Origin of the sequence: Pseudoxanthomonas jiangsuensis, from assembly GCF_010093185.1 — a bacterium.
In the GTDB taxonomy this organism is placed as follows: domain Bacteria; phylum Pseudomonadota; class Gammaproteobacteria; order Xanthomonadales; family Xanthomonadaceae; genus Pseudoxanthomonas; species Pseudoxanthomonas jiangsuensis.
The window spans coordinates 1-18,027 of record NZ_PDWL01000039.1; the positions used below are offsets into that span (position 1 = coordinate 1).

General features: G+C 71.9%; 12 protein-coding genes and 1 tRNA gene. 9 read left to right on the forward strand and 4 right to left on the reverse strand.

Annotated elements, in window-relative coordinates:
- Nucleotides 1-89: 89 nt before the first annotated feature.
- The 3 genes from CSC62_RS16470 to amaB all read right to left on the reverse strand — a co-directional run bounded on the left by CSC62_RS16470 (nt 90) and on the right by amaB (nt 3,197).
- Nucleotides 90-830, reverse strand: coding sequence for a metallophosphoesterase family protein (locus CSC62_RS16470; protein WP_162407771.1), 741 nt, complete (start codon nt 828-830; stop codon nt 90-92).
- Nucleotides 831-834: 4 nt separating this feature from the next.
- The gene (locus CSC62_RS16475; protein WP_162407772.1) at nt 835-1,602 is read right to left on the reverse strand and encodes a class I SAM-dependent methyltransferase; all 768 of its coding nucleotides are present in this window, start codon (nt 1,600-1,602) and stop codon (nt 835-837) included.
- Between the two features lie 62 nt (nt 1,603-1,664).
- Nucleotides 1,665-3,197, reverse strand: coding sequence for an L-piperidine-6-carboxylate dehydrogenase (gene amaB / locus CSC62_RS16480; protein ID WP_162407773.1), 1,533 nt, complete (start codon nt 3,195-3,197; stop codon nt 1,665-1,667).
- A 161-nt stretch (nt 3,198-3,358) separates the two neighbouring features.
- On the opposite strand from amaB, the gene CSC62_RS16485 reads away from it, so the two are divergent.
- The 7 genes from CSC62_RS16485 to CSC62_RS16515 all read left to right on the forward strand — a co-directional run bounded on the left by CSC62_RS16485 (nt 3,359) and on the right by CSC62_RS16515 (nt 11,207).
- Nucleotides 3,359-3,435: transfer RNA gene (locus CSC62_RS16485), tRNA-Arg, on the forward strand.
- A 423-nt stretch (nt 3,436-3,858) separates the two neighbouring features.
- Nucleotides 3,859-3,999 (forward strand): hypothetical protein, encoded by a 141-nt coding sequence (locus CSC62_RS16490; protein WP_162407774.1) that lies wholly within the window; start codon nt 3,859-3,861, stop codon nt 3,997-3,999.
- A 91-nt stretch (nt 4,000-4,090) separates the two neighbouring features.
- On the forward strand, nt 4,091-6,601 hold the full coding sequence (thrA, locus tag CSC62_RS16495; RefSeq protein WP_162407775.1) for a bifunctional aspartate kinase/homoserine dehydrogenase I: 2,511 nt from the start codon (nt 4,091-4,093) through the stop codon (nt 6,599-6,601).
- The gene (locus CSC62_RS16500; RefSeq protein ID WP_162407776.1) at nt 6,598-7,533 is read left to right on the forward strand and encodes a homoserine kinase; all 936 of its coding nucleotides are present in this window, start codon (nt 6,598-6,600) and stop codon (nt 7,531-7,533) included. Before thrA ends, CSC62_RS16500 begins: the two co-directional genes overlap by 4 nt.
- 133 nt (nt 7,534-7,666) lie before the next feature.
- Complete coding sequence (gene thrC, locus CSC62_RS16505) at nt 7,667-8,956, forward strand: threonine synthase (protein WP_162407777.1); 1,290 nt, start codon at nt 7,667-7,669, stop codon at nt 8,954-8,956.
- 228 nt (nt 8,957-9,184) lie between these two features.
- The gene (locus CSC62_RS16510) at nt 9,185-10,327 is read left to right on the forward strand and encodes a L,D-transpeptidase (protein WP_162407778.1); all 1,143 of its coding nucleotides are present in this window, start codon (nt 9,185-9,187) and stop codon (nt 10,325-10,327) included.
- A 52-nt stretch (nt 10,328-10,379) separates the two neighbouring features.
- Nucleotides 10,380-11,207, forward strand: coding sequence for a murein L,D-transpeptidase catalytic domain family protein (locus CSC62_RS16515; RefSeq protein ID WP_162407779.1), 828 nt, complete (start codon nt 10,380-10,382; stop codon nt 11,205-11,207).
- On the opposite strand, the gene CSC62_RS16520 is transcribed toward CSC62_RS16515, so the two are convergent.
- Nucleotides 11,173-12,576: a GntP family permease gene (locus CSC62_RS16520; protein WP_162407780.1), complete on the reverse strand. Its 1,404-nt coding sequence runs from the start codon at nt 12,574-12,576 to the stop codon at nt 11,173-11,175. The two genes, CSC62_RS16515 and CSC62_RS16520, sit on opposite strands and share 35 nt — an antisense overlap.
- Nucleotides 12,577-12,746: 170 nt before the next feature.
- Here CSC62_RS16520 and CSC62_RS16525 point away from each other — a divergent pair, with 170 nt between their 5' ends.
- Both CSC62_RS16525 and CSC62_RS16530 read left to right on the forward strand, forming a co-directional pair.
- Nucleotides 12,747-14,960 carry a TonB-dependent receptor gene (locus CSC62_RS16525; RefSeq protein ID WP_162407781.1) on the forward strand — a complete coding sequence of 738 codons (2,214 nt, stop codon included), beginning with the start codon at nt 12,747-12,749 and terminating at the stop codon, nt 14,958-14,960.
- A 108-nt stretch (nt 14,961-15,068) separates the two neighbouring features.
- Nucleotides 15,069-18,026, forward strand: coding sequence for a sensor histidine kinase (locus tag CSC62_RS16530; protein WP_162407782.1), 2,958 nt, complete (start codon nt 15,069-15,071; stop codon nt 18,024-18,026).
- Nucleotide 18,027 lies beyond the last annotated feature (1 nt).

Consider the following 18,027-nt stretch of genomic DNA (forward strand, 5'->3'; position numbering starts at 1 on the left):
GCGGGGACATCGGGGGAAACGGTCGCACGATGCGGGCGCTGATTATTCCAGAACGGCGTTGCCGCCGCCCGCGCCGGAGCGCACGGTTCTTACGGCATCCGCCCGCGGCGCAGGGCGTGGGCCCAGTCGGGGCGGCCCAGGTCCGCCGCCCGCACGGCCGCGGCCTCGAACGGGTAGGGCACCGCCAGCAGTTCGGCGTCCCAGCCCGCGGCGTGGCGCTCCAGCACGGCGTAGCGGGCCTCGGGCGTGCCGGTGCCGACTTGGTGCGGCAGCGGCCGTTCGGTGGAGAACGCCGGCAGGCCGACGCTGCCCGGGTTGAGCACCAAGCGACCGTCGTCCAGCCGCAAAAGGCGCGGGGTATGGCTGTGGCCGCACAGGACCACGCGTGCGCCGGCCGCGTCCGGATGGTGCAGGCGCGCGGCCACGGTCGCGGCATCGGCGGCGCGGATGCCGGGCGGGGCCAGGTCGTCGAGCAGGTAGTCCAGGTCGCTGTCGGGCGTGCCGTGGCACAGCAGGACCTCGCCGATCCGCTGCCGCGGCGGCAGCGCCCGGATCCAGTCCAGCTGCGCCGGGTCCAGCGCCTGGCGCGCATGCGCGTCGGACGCGGCCAGGCCGGCCGGATCGCCGAGCAGCTGGCGCTCGTGGTTGCCGGCGATGGTCGGCAGGCCCAGCGGCAGCAGCCGCTCCAGGGTCTGCCGCGGCCACAGCGGGCCGGAAACGATGTCGCCCAGGTTGAGCGCGAGGTCGCAACCGCGGCGTCCGGCGTCGGCCAGCACCGCCTCCAGCGCCGGCAGGTTGCCGTGGATGTCGGAGAGCACGGCGATGCGCATGGCGCTACTCCGGCACGCCGACGAAGATCCGGGTGTCGTAGTCGAAATCGACCCGGCCATCGACCGCGGTGCGCGCGAACAGGTCTTCCAGCGCGGCCAGCATCGGCGCGTGCCGCGGATGCCCGGCCCTGGGCGCGTACGAGGACGAGAGCAGGCGCCCGCGCAGGGCGTCCAGGTCCAGGCGCTGGCCGTGCGGGAAGCGGGCCATGCCGCGGAAGCCGGCGCCGAACCAGCGGCGCATGTGCCCGTCGTCGCCATAGCGCTCGGACACGCTGCTGTAGTCCAGGCCATGGTCCAGCAGCAGGCGTTCGTAGCCTTCCAGGAACGGGGTGCCGGTGAGCCGGCGCGAGTTCCAGTACACCGCGACCAGGCCGCCCGTCCGCAGGATCCGCCGCCATTCCGGCTTCACCGCGTCCTGGTCGAACCAGTGGAAGGCCTGCGCGGCCGAGACCAGGTCGACGGCGGCATCGTCCAGGCCGGTGGCCTCGGCGCGGCCATCGCCCGCGGCGAAGCGCGGATTGCCGCCCAGCCACTCCAGCGCAGCCGCGCGCATGGCCGCGTTCGGTTCCACCGCCACCACTTCATGTCCGGCGTCGAGGAACAGCCGGGAGGAGATGCCGGTGCCGGCGCCGATGTCGGCGACCTTCCACCCGGCGTCGACGCCGTGTTCGTCCTGCAGCCAGCGCAGCAGGGCGGGCGGGTAGTCGGGCCGGTAGCGGACGTAGTCGGCGACCCGGTCGCTGAAGCGTTCGGTGGGAGCGAGGTCGTTCATGGTCTGGCGCCTCCGCCGTCGTTCGCACCCGGGCCGCAGTGCGAACGACGGTAGCGGCCGGGCTACAGGTCGAACCGGATGCCCTGCGCCAGCGGCAGCGAGTCGGAGTAGTTGATCGTGTTGGTCTGCCGGCGCATGTACACCTTCCACGCGTCCGAGCCGGACTCGCGGCCGCCGCCGGTGTCCTTCTCGCCGCCGAAGGCGCCGCCGATCTCCGCGCCCGAGGTGCCGATGTTGACGTTGGCGATGCCGCAGTCGCTGCCGGCCGCCGACAGGAACTTCTCCGCCGCCTTCAGGTTCTGGGTGAAGATTGCCGACGACAGGCCCTGCGGCACGCCGTTCTGCATCTCGATCGCCTCGTCCAGGGTCGAGTACTTCATCACGTACAGGATCGGAGCAAAGGTCTCGTGCTGGACCACCGCGTCGCTGTTCTTCAGCCCGCTGACGATGGTCGGCAGGACGAAGTGGCCCGGCCGGTCCAGCGCGGTGCCGCCGGTCTCGACCTTGCCGCCGGCGGCCTTGGCCTTGGCCACGCTGTCCAGGAACTGCTCGACCGCGGCGGCGCTGTTGAGCGGGCCCATCAGGTTGGCGGTGTCCAGCGGGTCGCCGATCTTGCCCTCGACCTGCTTGTAGGCCTTGACCAGGGTCTCCAGCACCGAGTCGTAGATCGACTCGTGCACGATCAGGCGGCGGGTGGTGGTGCAGCGCTGGCCGGCGGTGCCGACCGCGCCGAACACGATCCCGGGCACGGCCAGCTTCAGGTCGGCCGATTCGTCGAGGATGATGGCGTTGTTGCCGCCCAGCTCCAGCAGGCAGCGGCCCAGGCGGCGGGCGACCTTCTCGTTGACGATGCGGCCGACCTGGGTGGAACCGGTGAAGCTGATCAGCGGGATCCGTGTGTCCTCGACCAGCTTCTCCGACAGCGCGGTGCCGGCGTCGTTGACCAGGAAGAAGATGTCCTGGAAGCCGCCGTCCGCCAGCGCCTGGTTGCAGATGCGCATCGAGGCGAGGGCGGTGAGCGGGGTCTTGTTCGACGGCTTCCAGATGCAGACGTCGCCGCAGATCGCGGCCAGGAACGAGTTCCAGGCCCACACCGCGACCGGGAAGTTGAAGGCGCTGATGATGCCGACCAGGCCGAGCGGGTGGTACTGCTCGTACATGCGGTGGCCGGGGCGCTCGGAATGCATGGTGTAGCCGTAGAGCATGCGGCTCTGGCCGACGGCGAAGTCGGCGATGTCGATCATCTCCTGGACCTCGCCGTCGCCTTCGGCCTTGCTCTTGCCCATCTCAAGCGCGACCAGCGAGCCGAGCGCGTCCTTGTTCCGCCGCAGGGCTTCGCCGCACAGGCGGATGGCCTCGCCGCGGCGCGGCGCCGGCACCGTGCGCCAGGCCTTGAACCCGGCCTGGGCGCGGGCGACCACCTTCTCGTAGTCGGCCTCGGTGGTGGCCTGGACCTCGGCGATGACCTCGCCGGTGGTCGGGTTGGCCGGGCGCAGGACGCCGGCGCCGGTGGCCTGCGACCACTGGCCGTCGCCGAGGTAGGTGCCGGACTGGGTGGCGCCGAGGCCGAGGGCCTGGAGCAGGGATGCGGACATGGGATCTCCTGGAGTGGGTGCGGGCGCCGGGGCCGGGGCGCATGGCCGCCGGGCGTGGGCGCCTCGATGCGTGGGCCGATTCTACCAAGCGCTCCCTGACCGCCGCCGTCGCCCGCGCGGCATTGGCCGTCCCGGGGCGGCATGCGACAATCCGCGCCCTCGGCCCCGTAGCTCAGCTGGATAGAGCGGTCCCCTCCTAAGGGACAGGTCGCACGTTCGAATCGTGTCGGGGCCGCCATCCTTACGTCCTGTCCGGCGTTCGCCCGGAATGCGGGCGTGTCACCCCTCGATGACGCATGCGGACCGGGCTGGTCTGTTTGGCGCCGGGCGCGGTGCAAAAGAGCCGCAAAAAGGCCGGAAGAGCAGAAGCACCAGAAGCGATGAACTTCAAAGTCGCAGAGGCCGTCGTGTCTTGGGTCTGCGTGGCAAGTGGCACAGGGACGTGCCACGGCCGCGCGTTGCGGGCAGGACGCCCGCCCGAGCGGTGCACCGCAGACCCAAGGCACGGCGGCCCAGACCGGAGCCAGCGCTTTTGCTCCAGACACGACAGGCGTGGCTGGCCCCGATCGCGCTAACTGTTTCTCCGGCAACGGAAAAATTCCGCCGATGTGGCGCTGCAACACTTGACAGCCCCCCGCGCCATCGTGTCCTCTTGGCGACCATGTCGAAGCCCAACGCCCGCATCCGCCACCTTCCGCCGTCCCGGCGGGAACGCGCGTGCGCGTCGGCCACCGGCATCGCCACCGTGATTACCACCACCACCGGCATTACCAGCCCGGTGCGGTCGGTCGTCTTCGTGTAACAAACGAAACCACGGCCCCGCACCTGGATCAGGTCGCGGGGAGACCCGCAGCCGGATGCACGCGCAGGGCCTCACCCAACCGAGGCTCCCGATGTCGTCGCCCGCAGTCGCAGTCAAAGCCCCCTCCGCCCGCACCGTCGCGCACAAGTTCGGCGGCACCTCCGTCGCTGACGCCGAGCGCTACCGCCACGTCGCCCAGTTGCTGCTGGCACGCGAGGAAGCGGTGCAGGTCACCGTGGTCTCGGCGATGAAGGGCGTGACCGACGCGCTGATCGACCTGGCCCGCGCCGCGGCCGCCGCCCCGGCCGGCGACGCCGCCGGCCCGGCCTGGCGCGAACGCTGGCACGAGCTGCGCGCGCGCCACCGCGGCGCGGCCGTCTCCCTGCTGGGCGAGCATGCCGGCGGCGCGGTGGAGTGGCTGGACCAGCGCTTCGAGGAACTGGCCCAGGTCCTGGACGCGGTCGGGGTGATCGGCAGCCTCCCCGAGGAAGTGCTGCAAAGGGTGCAGGGCCTGGGCGAGGTCTACTCGGCGCGCCTGCTGGGCGAGCACCTGCGCGCGCTGGGCGAGGACTGCGCAGTGCTGGACGCGCGCGACGTGCTGGTGGTCAGCCACGGCGAGCTGGGCGTGGACGTGGACTGGGAGCGCAGCCGCCAGCGCCTGCGCGACTGGCGCCAGGCCAACCCGCAAAAGCGGGTGGTGGTCACCGGTTTCGTCGCCCGCGACCCGCAGGACCGGATCACCACCCTGGGCCGCAACGGCAGCGACTACTCCGGCGCGATCTTCGCCGCGCTGTTCGACGCCGACGAGCTGCACATCTGGACCGACGTCGACGGCGTGCTCTCGGCCGATCCGCGGGTGGTGCCGGAGGCGGTGCAGCTGGAATCGCTCAGCTACGACGAGGCCTGCGAGCTGGCCTACTTCGGCGCCAAGGTGGTGCACCCGCAGACCATGTCGCCGGCGATCGAGCGCGGCCTGCCGATCATCATCCGCAACACCTTCCAGCCCGACCACCCGGGCACCCGGATCACCGCCGAGCGCGACTTCAGCGGCCCGGTGAAGGGCCTGACCCTGAGCCCGAACCTGTCGCTGGTGAACCTGGAGGGCACCGGCCTGATCGGCGTGCCCGGCACCGCCGAGCGGGTGTTCGCCGCCCTGCGCAATTCCAAGGTCTCGGTGGTGATGATCTCGCAGGGTTCCTCCGAGCATTCGATCTGCTGCGTGGTCAAGCAGGAGGACGCCGCGCGCGCCCAGGCCACGCTGGTCAACGCCTTCGCCCACGAACTGGCGGCCGGCCAGGTGCAAAGGGTGCAGCACGTGCCGGGGATCAGCGTGCTGGCCGCGGTCGGCGACGGCATGGCCGGGCAGCCGGGCGTGGCCGCGCGCCTGTTCGAGTCGCTGGGCCGGGCCCAGGTCAACATCCGCGCCATCGCCCAGGGCTCGTCCGAGCGCAACATCTCGGTGGCGATCGACAGCGACCAGGCGACCCTGGCACTGCGCGCCGCGCACGCCGGCTTCTACCTCTCGCCGCAGACCTTCGCGGTCGGCGTGATCGGCCCGGGCAACGTCGGCGCCGCCTTGCTGGACCAGCTGCTGGCCGCGCGCGGCGGGCTGCTGGAGCGCGCCAACCTGGACCTGCGCCTGCGCGCGATCGCCTCGCGCGGCCGCCAGCTGCTGGAGCCGCGCGGGATCGAGGACGACTGGCGCGGGCGCTTCGCCACCGCCACCGACAAGGTGGACCTGGACCGCTTCGCCGCGCACCTGCTCGATTCGCACCTGCCGCACGTGGTGATCGTGGACTGCAGCGCCAGCCCCGAGGTGGCCGAGCGCTACCCGCAGTGGCTGGCCGCCGGCATCCACGTGGTCACCCCGAACAAGCAGGCCGGCGCCGGCCCGCTGGCGCGCTACGAGGCCATCCGCGAGGCGGCGGCCGCCAGCGGCGCGCGCTTCCGCTACGAGGCCACGGTGGGCGCGGGCCTGCCGGTGATCTCGACCCTGCGCGACCTGCTCGACACCGGCGACGCGGTGACCTCGATCGAGGGCATCTTCTCCGGCACCCTGGCCTGGCTGTTCAACAAGTACGACGGCAGCGTGCCGTTCTCGCAGCTGGTGACCGAGGCGCGCGGCCTGGGCTACACCGAGCCGGACCCGCGCGACGACCTGTCCGGTACCGACGTGGCGCGCAAGCTGGTGATCCTGGCGCGCGAGGCCGGGCGCAAGCTGAGCCTGGAGGACGTGCAGGTCGAGAGCCTGGTGCCCGAGTCTTTGCGCCAGGCCAGCGTGGACGACTTCATGGCCCGCCTGCCCGAGGTCGACGCCGCGTTCGATGCGCGCCTCAAGGCCGCCCGCGCCGCTGGCAAGGTCCTGCGCTATGTCGCCCGCCTGGACGCCGAGGGCCGCGCCAGCGTCGGCCTGGTCGAGCTGCCGGAAGAACATGCCTTCGCCAACCTGCGCCTGACCGACAACATCGTCCAGTTCACCACCCGCCGCTACTGCGCCAATCCGCTGATCGTGCAGGGCCCGGGCGCCGGCCCGGAGGTGACCGCCGCCGGCGTGTTCGCCGACGTTTTGCGGATCGCGGCCGGCCGCGGGGCGCGCCTGTGAGCGCTGGGCAGCCTGCGAGACAGGCCACCGCGTTCGCGCCGGCCTCGGCCGGCAACGCCGCGGTGGGTTTCGACATCCTCGGCTTCGCCCTGGCCGGCGCTGGCGACACCGTCAGCGTGCGCCGGATCGAGGCGCCGGAAGTACGGATCGCGGCGATCCGCGGCACCCCGTTCCAGCTGCCGCTGGAGGCCGAGCGCAACACCGCCGGGGTGGCGCTGATGGCGATGCGCGAGGCGCTGGCGCTGCCGTACGGCTTCGAGGTGGAGATCGACAAGGGCATTGCCCTGGGCTCGGGCATGGGCGGCTCGGCCGCCTCCTGCGTGGGCGCGCTGGTGGCGGCCAACGCCCTGCAGGACGCGCCGCTGACCCGGCATGCGCTGTATCCGTTCGCCCTGGCCGGCGAGGCGGTCGCCAGCGGCGGCCGCCACGGCGACAACCTCGGGCCGATGCTGCTGGGCGGACTGGTCCTGGCCACCGCCGAGCGGCTGGTGCGGATCCCGGTGCCGGAAACCTGGCACAGCCTGCTGGTGCATCCGGAGGCGGTGCTGGAAACACGCCGCGCGCGCGAGGCACTGGCCGGCAGCTACGAGCTTAAGGAATTCGTCGCCCAGAGTTCCAACCTGGCCCTGGTCCTGGCCGGCTGTTACGCGGGCGATGCCGCGCTGGTGCGCGCCGGCCTGCGCGACGTGCTGGTCGAACCGCGGCGCGCACCGCTGATCGCCGGCTTCGACGCGGCCAAGGCCGCCGCGCTGGACGGGGGGGCGATGGGCGCCAGCATCTCCGGCGCCGGCCCCAGCGTGTTCGCCTGGTTCGAGTCGCGCGGGGAGGCCGAGGCGGCCGCGCCGGCGGTGCAGGCGGCGTTCACCCGCGCCGGCTTCGACAGCCAAGCCTGGGTAGCGCCGATCGACAGCCCGGGAGCGCATCTGCTCTAACGTTCCGTCGTCCCGGCGAACGCCGGGACCCCTTGCCTTCCCGCAGGCCACAGCCGGCCTAGATGCGCGGTAAGTCGCTGGATCCCGGCTTCCGCCGGGACGACGGCAAATTTTCCAGACCGATGGAATCCCAATGAACTTCATCTCCACCCGCAACAGCTCGCCCGCCGCCTCCCTCAGCGATGCCATCGCCGCCGGCCTGGCGCCCGACGGCGGGCTGTACGTACCGCAGAAGCTGCCGGCGCCGCGCGAGCTGCAGCCCGGCGACAGCCTGGCCGCGACCACCGCCGCTTTGCTGGCGCCGTTCTTCGCCGGCGACGCGCTGGAGCCGGAACTGGCCGCGATCTGCGCCGAGGCCTTCGACTTCCCAGTCCCGCTCAAGCCCCTGGCCACCCCGGGCGACCACGTGCTGGAGCTGTTCCATGGCCCGACGGCGGCGTTCAAGGACGTGGGCGCGCGCTTCCTGGCCGCGACCCTGGCCCGGATCCGCCGCGGCGCGGACAAGCCGCTGACCATAGTCGTGGCGACCTCCGGCGACACCGGCGCGGCGGTGGCCGCGGCCTTCCACGGCCAGCCGGGCCTGCGGGTGGTGGTGCTGTATCCGGACGGGCGGGTCTCGCCGCGCCAGGCGCACCAGCTGGGCTGCTTCGGCGGGAATGTCTCGGCGCTGCGGGTGGCCGGATCGTTCGATGACTGCCAGGCTCTGGTCAAGCGCGCGCTCAACGATGCCGACCTGCAGGCGCAGGTGCCGCTGAGCTCGGCCAACAGCATCAGCCTGGGCCGGCTTCTGCCGCAGATGAGCTACTACGCGCACGCCGCGCTCTCGCATCGCGCGGCCACCGGCAAGGAGCTGAACTTCGTCGTCCCCACCGGCAACCTCGGCAACGCCTTCGCCGCGATCCTGGCGCGGGCGCTGGGCGTGCCGCTGGGCCGGATCGTGCTGGCGACCAACGCCAACCGGGTGCTGCCGGAGTACTTCGCCGGCGACGACTACCACCCGCGCGCCAGCGTAGCCACCACCGCCAACGCCATGGACGTGGGCGCGCCGAGCAATTTCGAGCGCCTGCGCTGGCTGTACGCCGGCGACGATGCGGCCCTGCGCGCGGCCTACACCGCGATCTCGGTGGACGACGCCACCATCCGCGCCACCATCCGCGCGCGCTGGGAGCGCCATGGCGAGGTGTTCTGCCCGCACACCGCCACCGCGGTGCACGTGCTGGAGACCCTGCGCGCCGACGGCGCGGACGGCGACTGGGCGGTGGCCGCCACCGCGCACCCGGCCAAGTTCGAGGCGGTGGTCGAGCCCTTGGTCGGGCACGCGGTCGAAGTGCCGCCGGCGCTGGCCGAGTTGCTGGCGCGCCCGGCCCATGCCGAGCCGGTGCCGCCGGACTACGGAGCGCTGAAGGCGCAGCTGTTGGGCTGAGCGGCGCAGGTTTACCGCCTCCTTGTAGGAGCCGGTCTTGCCGGCGACCATGGAGGCGGACGTATCACTGGCAGCCGGTTTCACGCAGACGCCTCCACCATGGCGGTCGCCGGCAAGACCGGCTCCTACATAAGGGGGGCGATGCCGGTTCGGATAGGATGGCGACCGATGCGCACATGCACCGGTCGCCGTACACGATACGCGCCGGCCCGGACCAGGAGGGCGCCCATGAATCCAGGCAGATCCCACGCACCGGCCGCCGCGTATGCGGCGATCCCGCCGTGCCGCACCGGCCGCCTGCGCCGCATCGCGCGCGTCCTGGCCATCGCGCTTTCGCTCGCCGCCGCCGCCGCACTGGCCGAGGACGCGCCGCGTGGGCCGCTGGACCTCAGGCCCGGCGAGTTCGTCTGGCATCCGGAGATCGCCCCGGCCGGGCCGATCGTGGTGGTGGTCAGCCTCGACGAGCAGCGGGTCTACGTCTACCGCAATGGGATCGCCATCGCGGTGTCCACGATCAGCTCCGGCAAGCGCGGCCACGAGACGCCGACCGGGGTGTTCACCATCCTGCAGAAGAACAAGGACCACCGCTCCAACCTCTACAACAACGCGCCGATGCCGTACATGCAAAGGCTGACCTGGGACGGGATCGCCCTGCACGGCGGCGCGTTGCCCGGTTACCCGGCCTCGCACGGCTGCGTGCGCCTGCCGCAGGCCTTCGCCCAGAAGCTGTTCGCCGAGACCCGGACCGGCGACACGGTGGTGGTGGCCGACGCCAAGGGTTCGCCGACCACGCTGGTCTATCCGGCGGTGCTGGCGCCGGTGACGGCGCGCGGCGCGCCGCTGCCGGTGCCCGAGGCGGGCGGCCCGGGCTACAGCTGGGACGATGCCGCGGCCCCGAGCGGCCAGGTCGGCGTCATCGCCAGCCTGGCCGATCGCCGCATCTATGTGCTGCGCGACGGCGTGCTGATCGGAGAGGCGCCGATCGAGCCGGCCGCGCCGGCCACCGCCTTCGCCGGCACCACCCTGTTCGTGATGGGGCAGGGGGTGGAGCAGGAAGGCAGCCCCCTCGATCCCTCGCGCCCGCGCCACGCCTGGACCGCGTACCCGATCCTGGCGGCGCCGGCGGTCGAAGCGCCCGCGGGCGCGACCGTCGTGCAGGCGTCCGCGTCGCCGGTCCCGGTGCCGCTGGATCTGCTGCAAAGGCCCAGCCTGCCGGCGCGGATGTCGCCGGAGTTCGCGCGGCGGCTGTACGATGTGCTGGTGCCGGGCACCACCGTGCTGGTCACCGACCTGCCCGCGGTGCGGCCAACGGCCACTGAACCCGACCTGCAGCCGGTCTTGGAATCGGATGCCGGCGTCCCCAACCCGTGAAGGCGGGCCGGGTACGCGCGGCCGGCGCGTATCCCCACGAAGTGCCCGTCGCATGAAGCCGATCCTTCGCGTCGCCCGCTGGCTCGCCGTCGCTCCACTATTGCTCCCGCTGGCCGGCAATTCATCCGGCCGCGGCGCCGCGGCCGCGTTGCCGCCGCCGCTGGACGCGGGGGCCGGACATGCATCCGCGCGTTCGGCGGCCGGCGACCTGGCCGGGCTGCTGTCCCGGGTGGCGCCCGCGGCCGACCGCCAGGTGCTGCAGCTGGCGGCGCGCGCGATGTCCTGCGCCCTGCGCCACCCCGAGTTCGGGGTCGATCCGCAGAGGCTGGGGGTGATCGACTATTCGCGCCCGTCCACCGAGCCGCGGCTGTGGGTGTTCGACCTGGCGCGCGAGCGGCTGCTGTTCGAGGAATGGGTGGCGCACGGCCGCAACAGCGGCGAGAACCTGACCACGCGTTTCTCCAACCGCGGCGGCAGCTACATGACCAGCCTGGGCGGATTCACCGCGCAGGAGACCTACATGGGCGGCAACGGCTATTCGCTGCGGCTGCGCGGGCTGGAGCCGGGCTTCAACGATCGGGCGCGGGAGCGGGCGATCGTGATCCACGGCGCGCCCTACGTGAACCCGGCGGCGGCGAAGCTGCAGGGCCGGCTGGGACGCAGCCTGGGCTGCCCGGCGGTGCGCCCGACGGTGGCACGGCCGCTGATCGATTCGATCCGCGACGGCACCTTCGTCTTCGCCTACTACCCGGACCAGGACTGGCTGCGGCGTTCGCAGCTGCTCAGCGGCGAGTGCGGCAACGCTGCCGGGCCGTCACTGGCCGCGGCGGGCGGGAACGCTTCCCTCAGACCAGACCCGTCGCGTAGTACAGCGCGATGATGAAGAACACCGCCGCGGTCTTGATCAGGGTGATCGCGAACACGTCCTTGTAGGACTGGCGGTGGGTCAGGCCGGTCACCGCCAGCAGGGTGATCACCGCGCCGTTGTGGGGCAGGGTGTCCATGCCGCCGGAGGCCATCGCCGCCACCCGGTGCAACACCTCCATCGGGATCCCGGCCGCCTGCGCGTTGACGATGAAGCTGTCGGCCATCGCCGCCAGGGCGATGCTCATGCCGCCGGAGGCCGAGCCGGTGATGCCGGCCAGCGCGGTCACCGAGACCGCTTCGTTGACCAGCGGATTGGGGATCGCGCCCAGCGCGTTGGCCACCACCAGGAAGCCGGGCAGGGCCGCGATCACCGCGCCGAAGCCGTACTCGGATGCGGTGTTCATCGACGCCAGCAGGGCGCCGCCGATCGCCGACTTCGTGCCCTCGGCGAAGCTGGCCACCACCGGCTTCCAGGCGAACGCCAGCACGCTGAGGATGCCCACCAGCAGGGCGCCCTGGACCGCCCAGATCGCCGCCAGCTTCGACACCTCCTGCACCACCGGCGCCGGGCTGCCGATCACTGCCGGCACGAATGCGTGCGAGGCGCCATACCAGCCCGGGATCCAGCGGGTGAACAGGAAGTTGGCCACGCCCACCAGCAGCAGGGGCAGGATCGCCACCAGCGGATGGGCCAGGCGTTCGCCGCGGAACGGCTCGGGCTCGTTGCGCAGTTCGGCCTCGCCGGCATAGCCCTCGCCCCGGCGCGCGGCCACCCGCCGCCGCCACTCCAGATAGGCCATGCCGATCGCCAGGATGAACGCGCCGCCCGCGATGCCCAGCACCGGCGCCGCCCACGAGGTGGTACCGAAGAACGCGGTGGGGATGATGTTCTGGATCTGCGGCGTGCCCGGCAAGGCATCCATGGTGAAAGTGAACGCGCCGAGGGCAATCGTGCCGGGAATCAGCCGCTTGGGAATGTCGCTCTGCCGGAACAGCTCGGCGGCGAACGGATAGACCGCGAACACCACCACGAACAGCGACACCCCGCCGTAGGTCAGCAGGGCGCAGACCAGCACGATCGACAGCATCGCCCGGCGCGCGCCGACCACCTTGATGGTCGCGGCGACTATGGCCTTGGAGAAGCCGGAGATCTCGATCAGCTTGCCGAACACCGCGCCCAGCAGGAACACCGGGAAGTACAGCTTCAGGAAGCCGACCATCTTCTCCATGAACAGGCCGGTGAACATCGGCGCCACCAGCGACGGGTCGGTCAGCAGCACCGCGCCCAGCGCCGCCACCGGGGCGAACAGGATCACGCTGTAGCCGCGGTAGGCCACCAGCATCAGGAACGCCAGCGCCGCCAGCACGATCAGGAACGACATCCACGCACCCCGGCCGCCTCCCATGGCGGTGGCCGGCAGTATCCGCGGCGCCCCGGGGAGTGGCCCACTGTACCAACGGACGATGCCGCGGCCGGGATCGCTGCCGCAGGATGCGCAGCATCGGCGGCAAGCGTCCGCCGCAACGTCCTAACTTTGGGAGAGGGGGACTGATGAAGCGCAAGTATCTGAGCCTGGCGATCGGTTGCGTGCTGGTGTCGCCGGCGGCGCCGGCTTTCTCGCAGGAGACCGCCGGCGGCGAGCCGTCCGCCCGCACCACCCAGCTGGACGCGATCACGGTCACCGCGCGCAAGCGCGAGGAGACCCTGCAGGACGTGCCGGTGGCGGTGACCGCCTTCACCGCGGAGGCGCTGGACAAGATGGGCGTGGAGGACATCGGCGACCTCGACACCCAGGTGCCGAACCTGACCGTCTACGCCGCGCGCGGCTCGACCAGCACCATCACCGCCTACATCCGCGGCATCGGCCAGGCCGATCCGCTCTGGGGCGTGGACCCGGGCGTGGGCCTGTACCTGGACGACGTCTACATCGCCCGTCCGCAGGGCGCGTTGCTCGACGTGTTCGACGTTGAGCGGATCGAGGTCCTGCGCGGCCCTCAGGGCACCCTGTACGGCAAGAACACCATCGGCGGCGCGATCAAGTACGTCTCCCGCGGCCTGCGCGAGGAGACCGAGGGCTTCGCCTCGGTGACGGTGGGTAGCTTCAACCGCCTGGACGCCAAGGCCGCCATCGGCGGCGCGATCGGCGGCGAAGGCAGCGGCCTGCGCGGGCGGGTGGCGGTGGCCAGCCTCAACCGCGACGGCTACGGCGACAACACCTACACCGGCCAGCAGGTGAGCGACAAGGAGATCAACGCCGCGCGGGTGCAGCTGGGCGCCTATGCCGGCGACGACTTCGACGTGCAGTTCGCGCTGGACTGGATGGACGACCAGTCCGGCGTGCGCGGGGCGAAGATGCTGGCGGCCAACCCGCTGGCCCCGGCCAGCCCGCCGCTGGACGACCGCTACGATATCCGCAGCGGCATGAAGAACATCAACGACACCACCATGAAGGGCGGCTCGATCACGGTGAACTGGCGGCCGGGCGAGGACTGGGCGCTGAAGTACGTGCTGGCCAAGCGCGAGTCGGACACCGAGACCAACATCGACTTCGACACCACGCCTTTGCCGCTGGTGGACGTGCGCGCGTTCTACAGCGACCAGCAGGTGAGCAACGAGCTGCAGGCCAACTTCGACGCCGGCGGCCGCTCCCGCGGGGTGATGGGCGTGTACTGGTTCGACGGCGACGCCGGCGGCCAGGTGTTGAACTACTTCTGGAACCCGGCCCTGGCCACCGGGCTGACCAACCCGCTGTTCGGCGACACCCAGGGCTACGTCAATACCCGGAGCCTGGCGGTCTACGCCGACTGGACCTTCGACCTGAGCGAGCGGCTGACCCTGGACGTGGGCGCGCGCTACACCGACGAGGACAAGCACGCCGTCGCCCTCAACCGCTTCTACACCAGCAACCAGTACGAGACCTCCTGGGGCACGGCGGCCAACTTCGACAAGACCGTCAACTTCAAGAACGTCTCGCCCAAGGCCTCGCTGGACTACCAGTTCACCGCGGACGTCATGGGCTACGTCTCGGCCAGCCGCGGCTTCAAGTCCGGCGGCTACAACATCCGCGCCAACACCACCTCGGTGCCGCGTTCGGGCGAGCCGTTCGACGACGAGCAGGTCGACAGCTACGAGATCGGCAGCAAGATGGCGTTCCTGGACCAGCGCGCCTTCCTCAACCTGGCCTACTTCTACAACCAGTACAAGGACATCCAGCTCTCGGTCTTCACCAGCTACACCCTGCCCGACGGCAGCCAGAGCTTCTTCGGCGACTTCACCAACGCCGGCAAGGGCACCGTGCAGGGCGTGGAGGTGGAATACCAGTTCCTGCCGAGCGAGCACTGGCTGATCAGCGGCAACCTGGCCTGGCTGGACGCGCAGTACGACGAGTTCATGAGCGGCGGGGTGAACATCGCCGACAGCCAGTACTTCACCAACGCGCCCGAGTTCTCCGGCGCACTGAACGTGGAATGGCGCACCGCGCTGGCCAACGGCGGCGACCTCTCGGCCCGGGTCGGCTACGCCTACCAGAGCGAGGTCTGGCCGACCACCGATCTGAGCCCGCTGATCCGCCAGGACGGCTACGGCCTGCTCAACGCCGGGGTGACCTGGAAGGCCAGCGATGCATGGACCTTCTCCCTGCAGGGCAGCAACCTGACCGACGAGGAATACCGGACCACCGGCTACAACATCGCCGCCTACGGCGTGATCACCGGCTTCTACGGCCCGCCGCGCGAGGTCTCGCTGAGCGCGCGCTACGACTTCTGAGTGCTTCGGAGCATGCGATCGGCCGGCGGCGGCGGGCTTCGGCCCGCCGCCGTCGCGCTATCCTGACGGCCACCGACGGGGAGGCGCGATGCGGCTGAGGGGCGGGGCATGCTGAGCCTGTGGGCGGTCGCGCTGGCCGGCCTGTTCTGGCTGGCCTTGATGTTCGGCACCGCGCTGTACGGCGAACGCCGGCCGACCCTGTTCGCGCGCGGCTGGCGCCACGTCTACGCCCTGTCGCTGGCGGTGCACTGCACCTCCTGGACCTTCTACGGCACCGTCACCCAGGCCGCGCGCTACGGCTGGCCTTTGCCGCCGACCTTCGTCGGCGCGATCCTGTTCTACCTGCTGGCGATGGCCTTCATGGTCCGCCTGGTGCGGCTGGCGCGCGAGACCAACGCCACCTCGCTGGCCGACCTGATCGCCACCCGCCTGGGCCGCGATGCCTGGCTGGCGGCCACCGTCACCGCGGTCGCCGCGCTGGGCCTGATCCCGTACATCGCCCTGCAGCTGAAGGCGGTGACGATGAGCTTCGCCACCCTGACCCGCAGCGCGGCCGAGGGTGGGCCGTTCTGGCGCGACGGGGCGCTGTACGTGGCCCTGGCCATGGCCCTGTTCGCGATGCTGTTCGGCACCCGCCGGGCCAGCGCGGCCGAGCACAACCGCGGCCTGGTGCTGGCGATGGCGTTCGAGTCGCTGTTCAAGCTGGCGGCGATGCTGGCGCTGGGCGCGTTCGTCTGGTTCGGGTTGGAGCCATTGGCCGACGCGCCGGTGCCGCCCCCGCCGGCGGCCCCGGCCGGCGGCTTCCTGCCTTTGGTCCTGCTGGGCGCGCTGGCGATGTTCATCCTGCCGCACCAGTTCCACGTCGGCGTGGTCGAGTGCCGCGACGAGCGCGACGTGCGCACCGCGCGCTGGTTGTTCCCGCTGTACCTTTTGCTGATCGCGGTGCCGACCCTGCCGCTGGCGCATGCCGGCCGGGCCCTGCTCGGCGATACGGTGTCCTCGGACATGTACGCGCTCGCCTTGCCGTTCGCGCAGGGGCACGAGGGCGTGGCCCTGTTCGCCTTCCTCGGTGGACTCAGCGCAGCCACCGGCATGGTCGTGGTCAGCACGCTCACCCTGAGCCTGATGATCGGCAACCACTGGTTCGCGCCGGGCCTGCTGCGTGGCGCCTGGTCGCGCGACCGCGGCGGCGACCGCCGCGGCGAGCTGCTGCGCCTGCGCCGTGCCGGGATCGCCGCGATCATGCTGCTGGCCTGGGCCTACAGCCGGCTGGTGGCCGGCAGCGAGGCCCTGGCCGACGTCGGCGCTTTGTCGTTCTCGGCCCTGGCCACGTTGGCGCCGGTGCTGGGTTTCGCGGTGTGGCGGCCGCAGACCGCGCCGCGCGCGGCGATCGCCGGCGTGGCCGCGGCGTTCGCCACCTGGGCCTGGGTGCTGCTGGTGCCGACCCTGGTGGCGGCCAACGGCCTGGATGCGCGCTGGCTGGAACACGGGCCGCTGCAGCTGCGCTGGCTGGCGCCCAACGGCCTGTTCGGCCTGACCGGCTGGAGCCCGCTGGGGCGGGCGGTCGGCGCCAGCCTGTTCGTCGGCACCCTGGCGACCCTGCTGGCGATGGCCTGGCGGCGCGAGGCCCCGCGCCGGGCCAGCCGCAACCTCGACGCCGACGCATTGCGCGACGCCGGCCGGCGCTTCCTGTCCGACGAGAAGGTGGTCGAACTGCTGGCCGCCGCGCCGCGCCAGGGACCGGTGCCGGCCGTTGTCGAGGCCCAGGTCGAGCGCGAGCTGTCGGCGGTGCTGGGCGCGGCCTCCGCGCGCCTGCTGCTGGACGCGGCCCGGCGCGAGAGCGGCGACCTGGACACGGTCGCGGCGATCGTCGGCGAGGCCTCGCAGGACCTGCGCTTCAACCAGCAGGTGCTGCAGGCGGCGTTGCAGAACATGAGCCAGGGCATCAGCGTGATCGACCGCGGGCAGCGGCTGGTGGCCTGGAACCGCGGCTACGCCGAACTGTTCGGCTTCCCCGAGGAGCTGCTGCAGGTGGGCCGGCCGATCGCCGACCTCACCGCCTGGTCCTGGCGCCGGCAGTCGCCGCCGGGCACCGATGCGCGCCAGGTCGCGCGCGCGGTGGAGCGGCGGCTGGCGTTCATGCGCGCCGGTACCCCGCACCTGTCCGAGCGGGTGTTCCCGGACGGTCGGATCGTCGAGATCCGCGGCAACCCCATGCCCGGCGGCGGCTTCGTCGCCACCTTCACCGACGTGACCGCGTTCCGCGAGGCCGAGCGCGGCCTCAAGCGGGCCAACGAAACCCTGGAGCAGCGCGTGGTCGAACGCACAGCCCTGCTGGAGACCGCCAAGCAGGAGGCCGAGCACGCCAACGACGCCAAGAGCCGCTTCCTGGCCGCGATCGGCCATGACCTCCTGCAGCCCCTGCACGCGGCACAACTGTTCGTGGATTCGCTGGGCCAGCAGTTCGAGCCGGGCCGCGAGCCGGCGCCGGCGCAGTCGCGCGAGACCGTGCGCCAGCTCGGCGGCGCGCTGGATTCGACCACCGACCTGCTGACCGGGCTGCTGGACATGTCGCGGCTGGAAGCCGGCGGGCTGGTGCCGGCGCCGCGCGCGTTCCCTTTGGACGAGGTGCTGGCGCCGCTGGCGGCGCAGTTCCGTGCGCTGGCCGGCGAGCGCGGGCTGGAGTTGCGCTACCGGCCGACCGCGGCCTGGGTCCACAGCGATCCGCAGCTGCTGCGGCGGGTGCTGCAGAACTTCCTGGCCAATGCGGTGCGCTATACCGCGCGCGGCCGGATCGTGCTCGGGGTGCGCCGCGCGGGAGCGCAGCTGCGGATCGAGGTGCACGACACCGGGCCGGGGGTGGCCGAAGACGCGCGCGCGGCGATCTTCGAGGAATTCCGCCGCGGCGAGGACGCGCCGGGGCAAGGGTTGGGCCTGGGATTGTCGATCGCCGACCGCATCGCGCGGCTGTTGCAGGCGCCGTTGGCGGTGGGGGGCCGGGTGGGGGATGTCCCTTCTACACAGTTGCAGATGCCGACGACTGTGGGGGCGGTGGGCGGTGGATAGG

Excerpts from the sequence above, each read along its gene's own strand:
- CSC62_RS16515 (WP_162407779.1), top strand. The coding sequence starts at position 10,380 with ATGAAGCCGATCCTTCGCGTCGCCCGCTGGCTCGCCGTCGCTCCACTA.
- CSC62_RS16470 (WP_162407771.1), bottom strand. The coding sequence starts at position 830 with ATGCGCATCGCCGTGCTCTCCGACATCCACGGCAACCTGCCGGCGCTG.
- thrA (WP_162407775.1), top strand. The coding sequence starts at position 4,091 with ATGTCGTCGCCCGCAGTCGCAGTCAAAGCCCCCTCCGCCCGCACCGTC.
- CSC62_RS16510 (WP_162407778.1), top strand. The coding sequence starts at position 9,185 with ATGAATCCAGGCAGATCCCACGCACCGGCCGCCGCGTATGCGGCGATC.
- thrC (WP_162407777.1), top strand. The coding sequence starts at position 7,667 with ATGAACTTCATCTCCACCCGCAACAGCTCGCCCGCCGCCTCCCTCAGC.
- CSC62_RS16490 (WP_162407774.1), top strand. The coding sequence starts at position 3,859 with ATGTCGAAGCCCAACGCCCGCATCCGCCACCTTCCGCCGTCCCGGCGG.
- CSC62_RS16525 (WP_162407781.1), top strand. The coding sequence starts at position 12,747 with ATGAAGCGCAAGTATCTGAGCCTGGCGATCGGTTGCGTGCTGGTGTCG.
- CSC62_RS16475 (WP_162407772.1), bottom strand. The coding sequence starts at position 1,602 with ATGAACGACCTCGCTCCCACCGAACGCTTCAGCGACCGGGTCGCCGAC.
- CSC62_RS16520 (WP_162407780.1), bottom strand. The coding sequence starts at position 12,576 with ATGTCGTTCCTGATCGTGCTGGCGGCGCTGGCGTTCCTGATGCTGGTG.
- amaB (WP_162407773.1), bottom strand. The coding sequence starts at position 3,197 with ATGTCCGCATCCCTGCTCCAGGCCCTCGGCCTCGGCGCCACCCAGTCC.
- CSC62_RS16530 (WP_162407782.1), top strand. The coding sequence starts at position 15,069 with ATGCTGAGCCTGTGGGCGGTCGCGCTGGCCGGCCTGTTCTGGCTGGCC.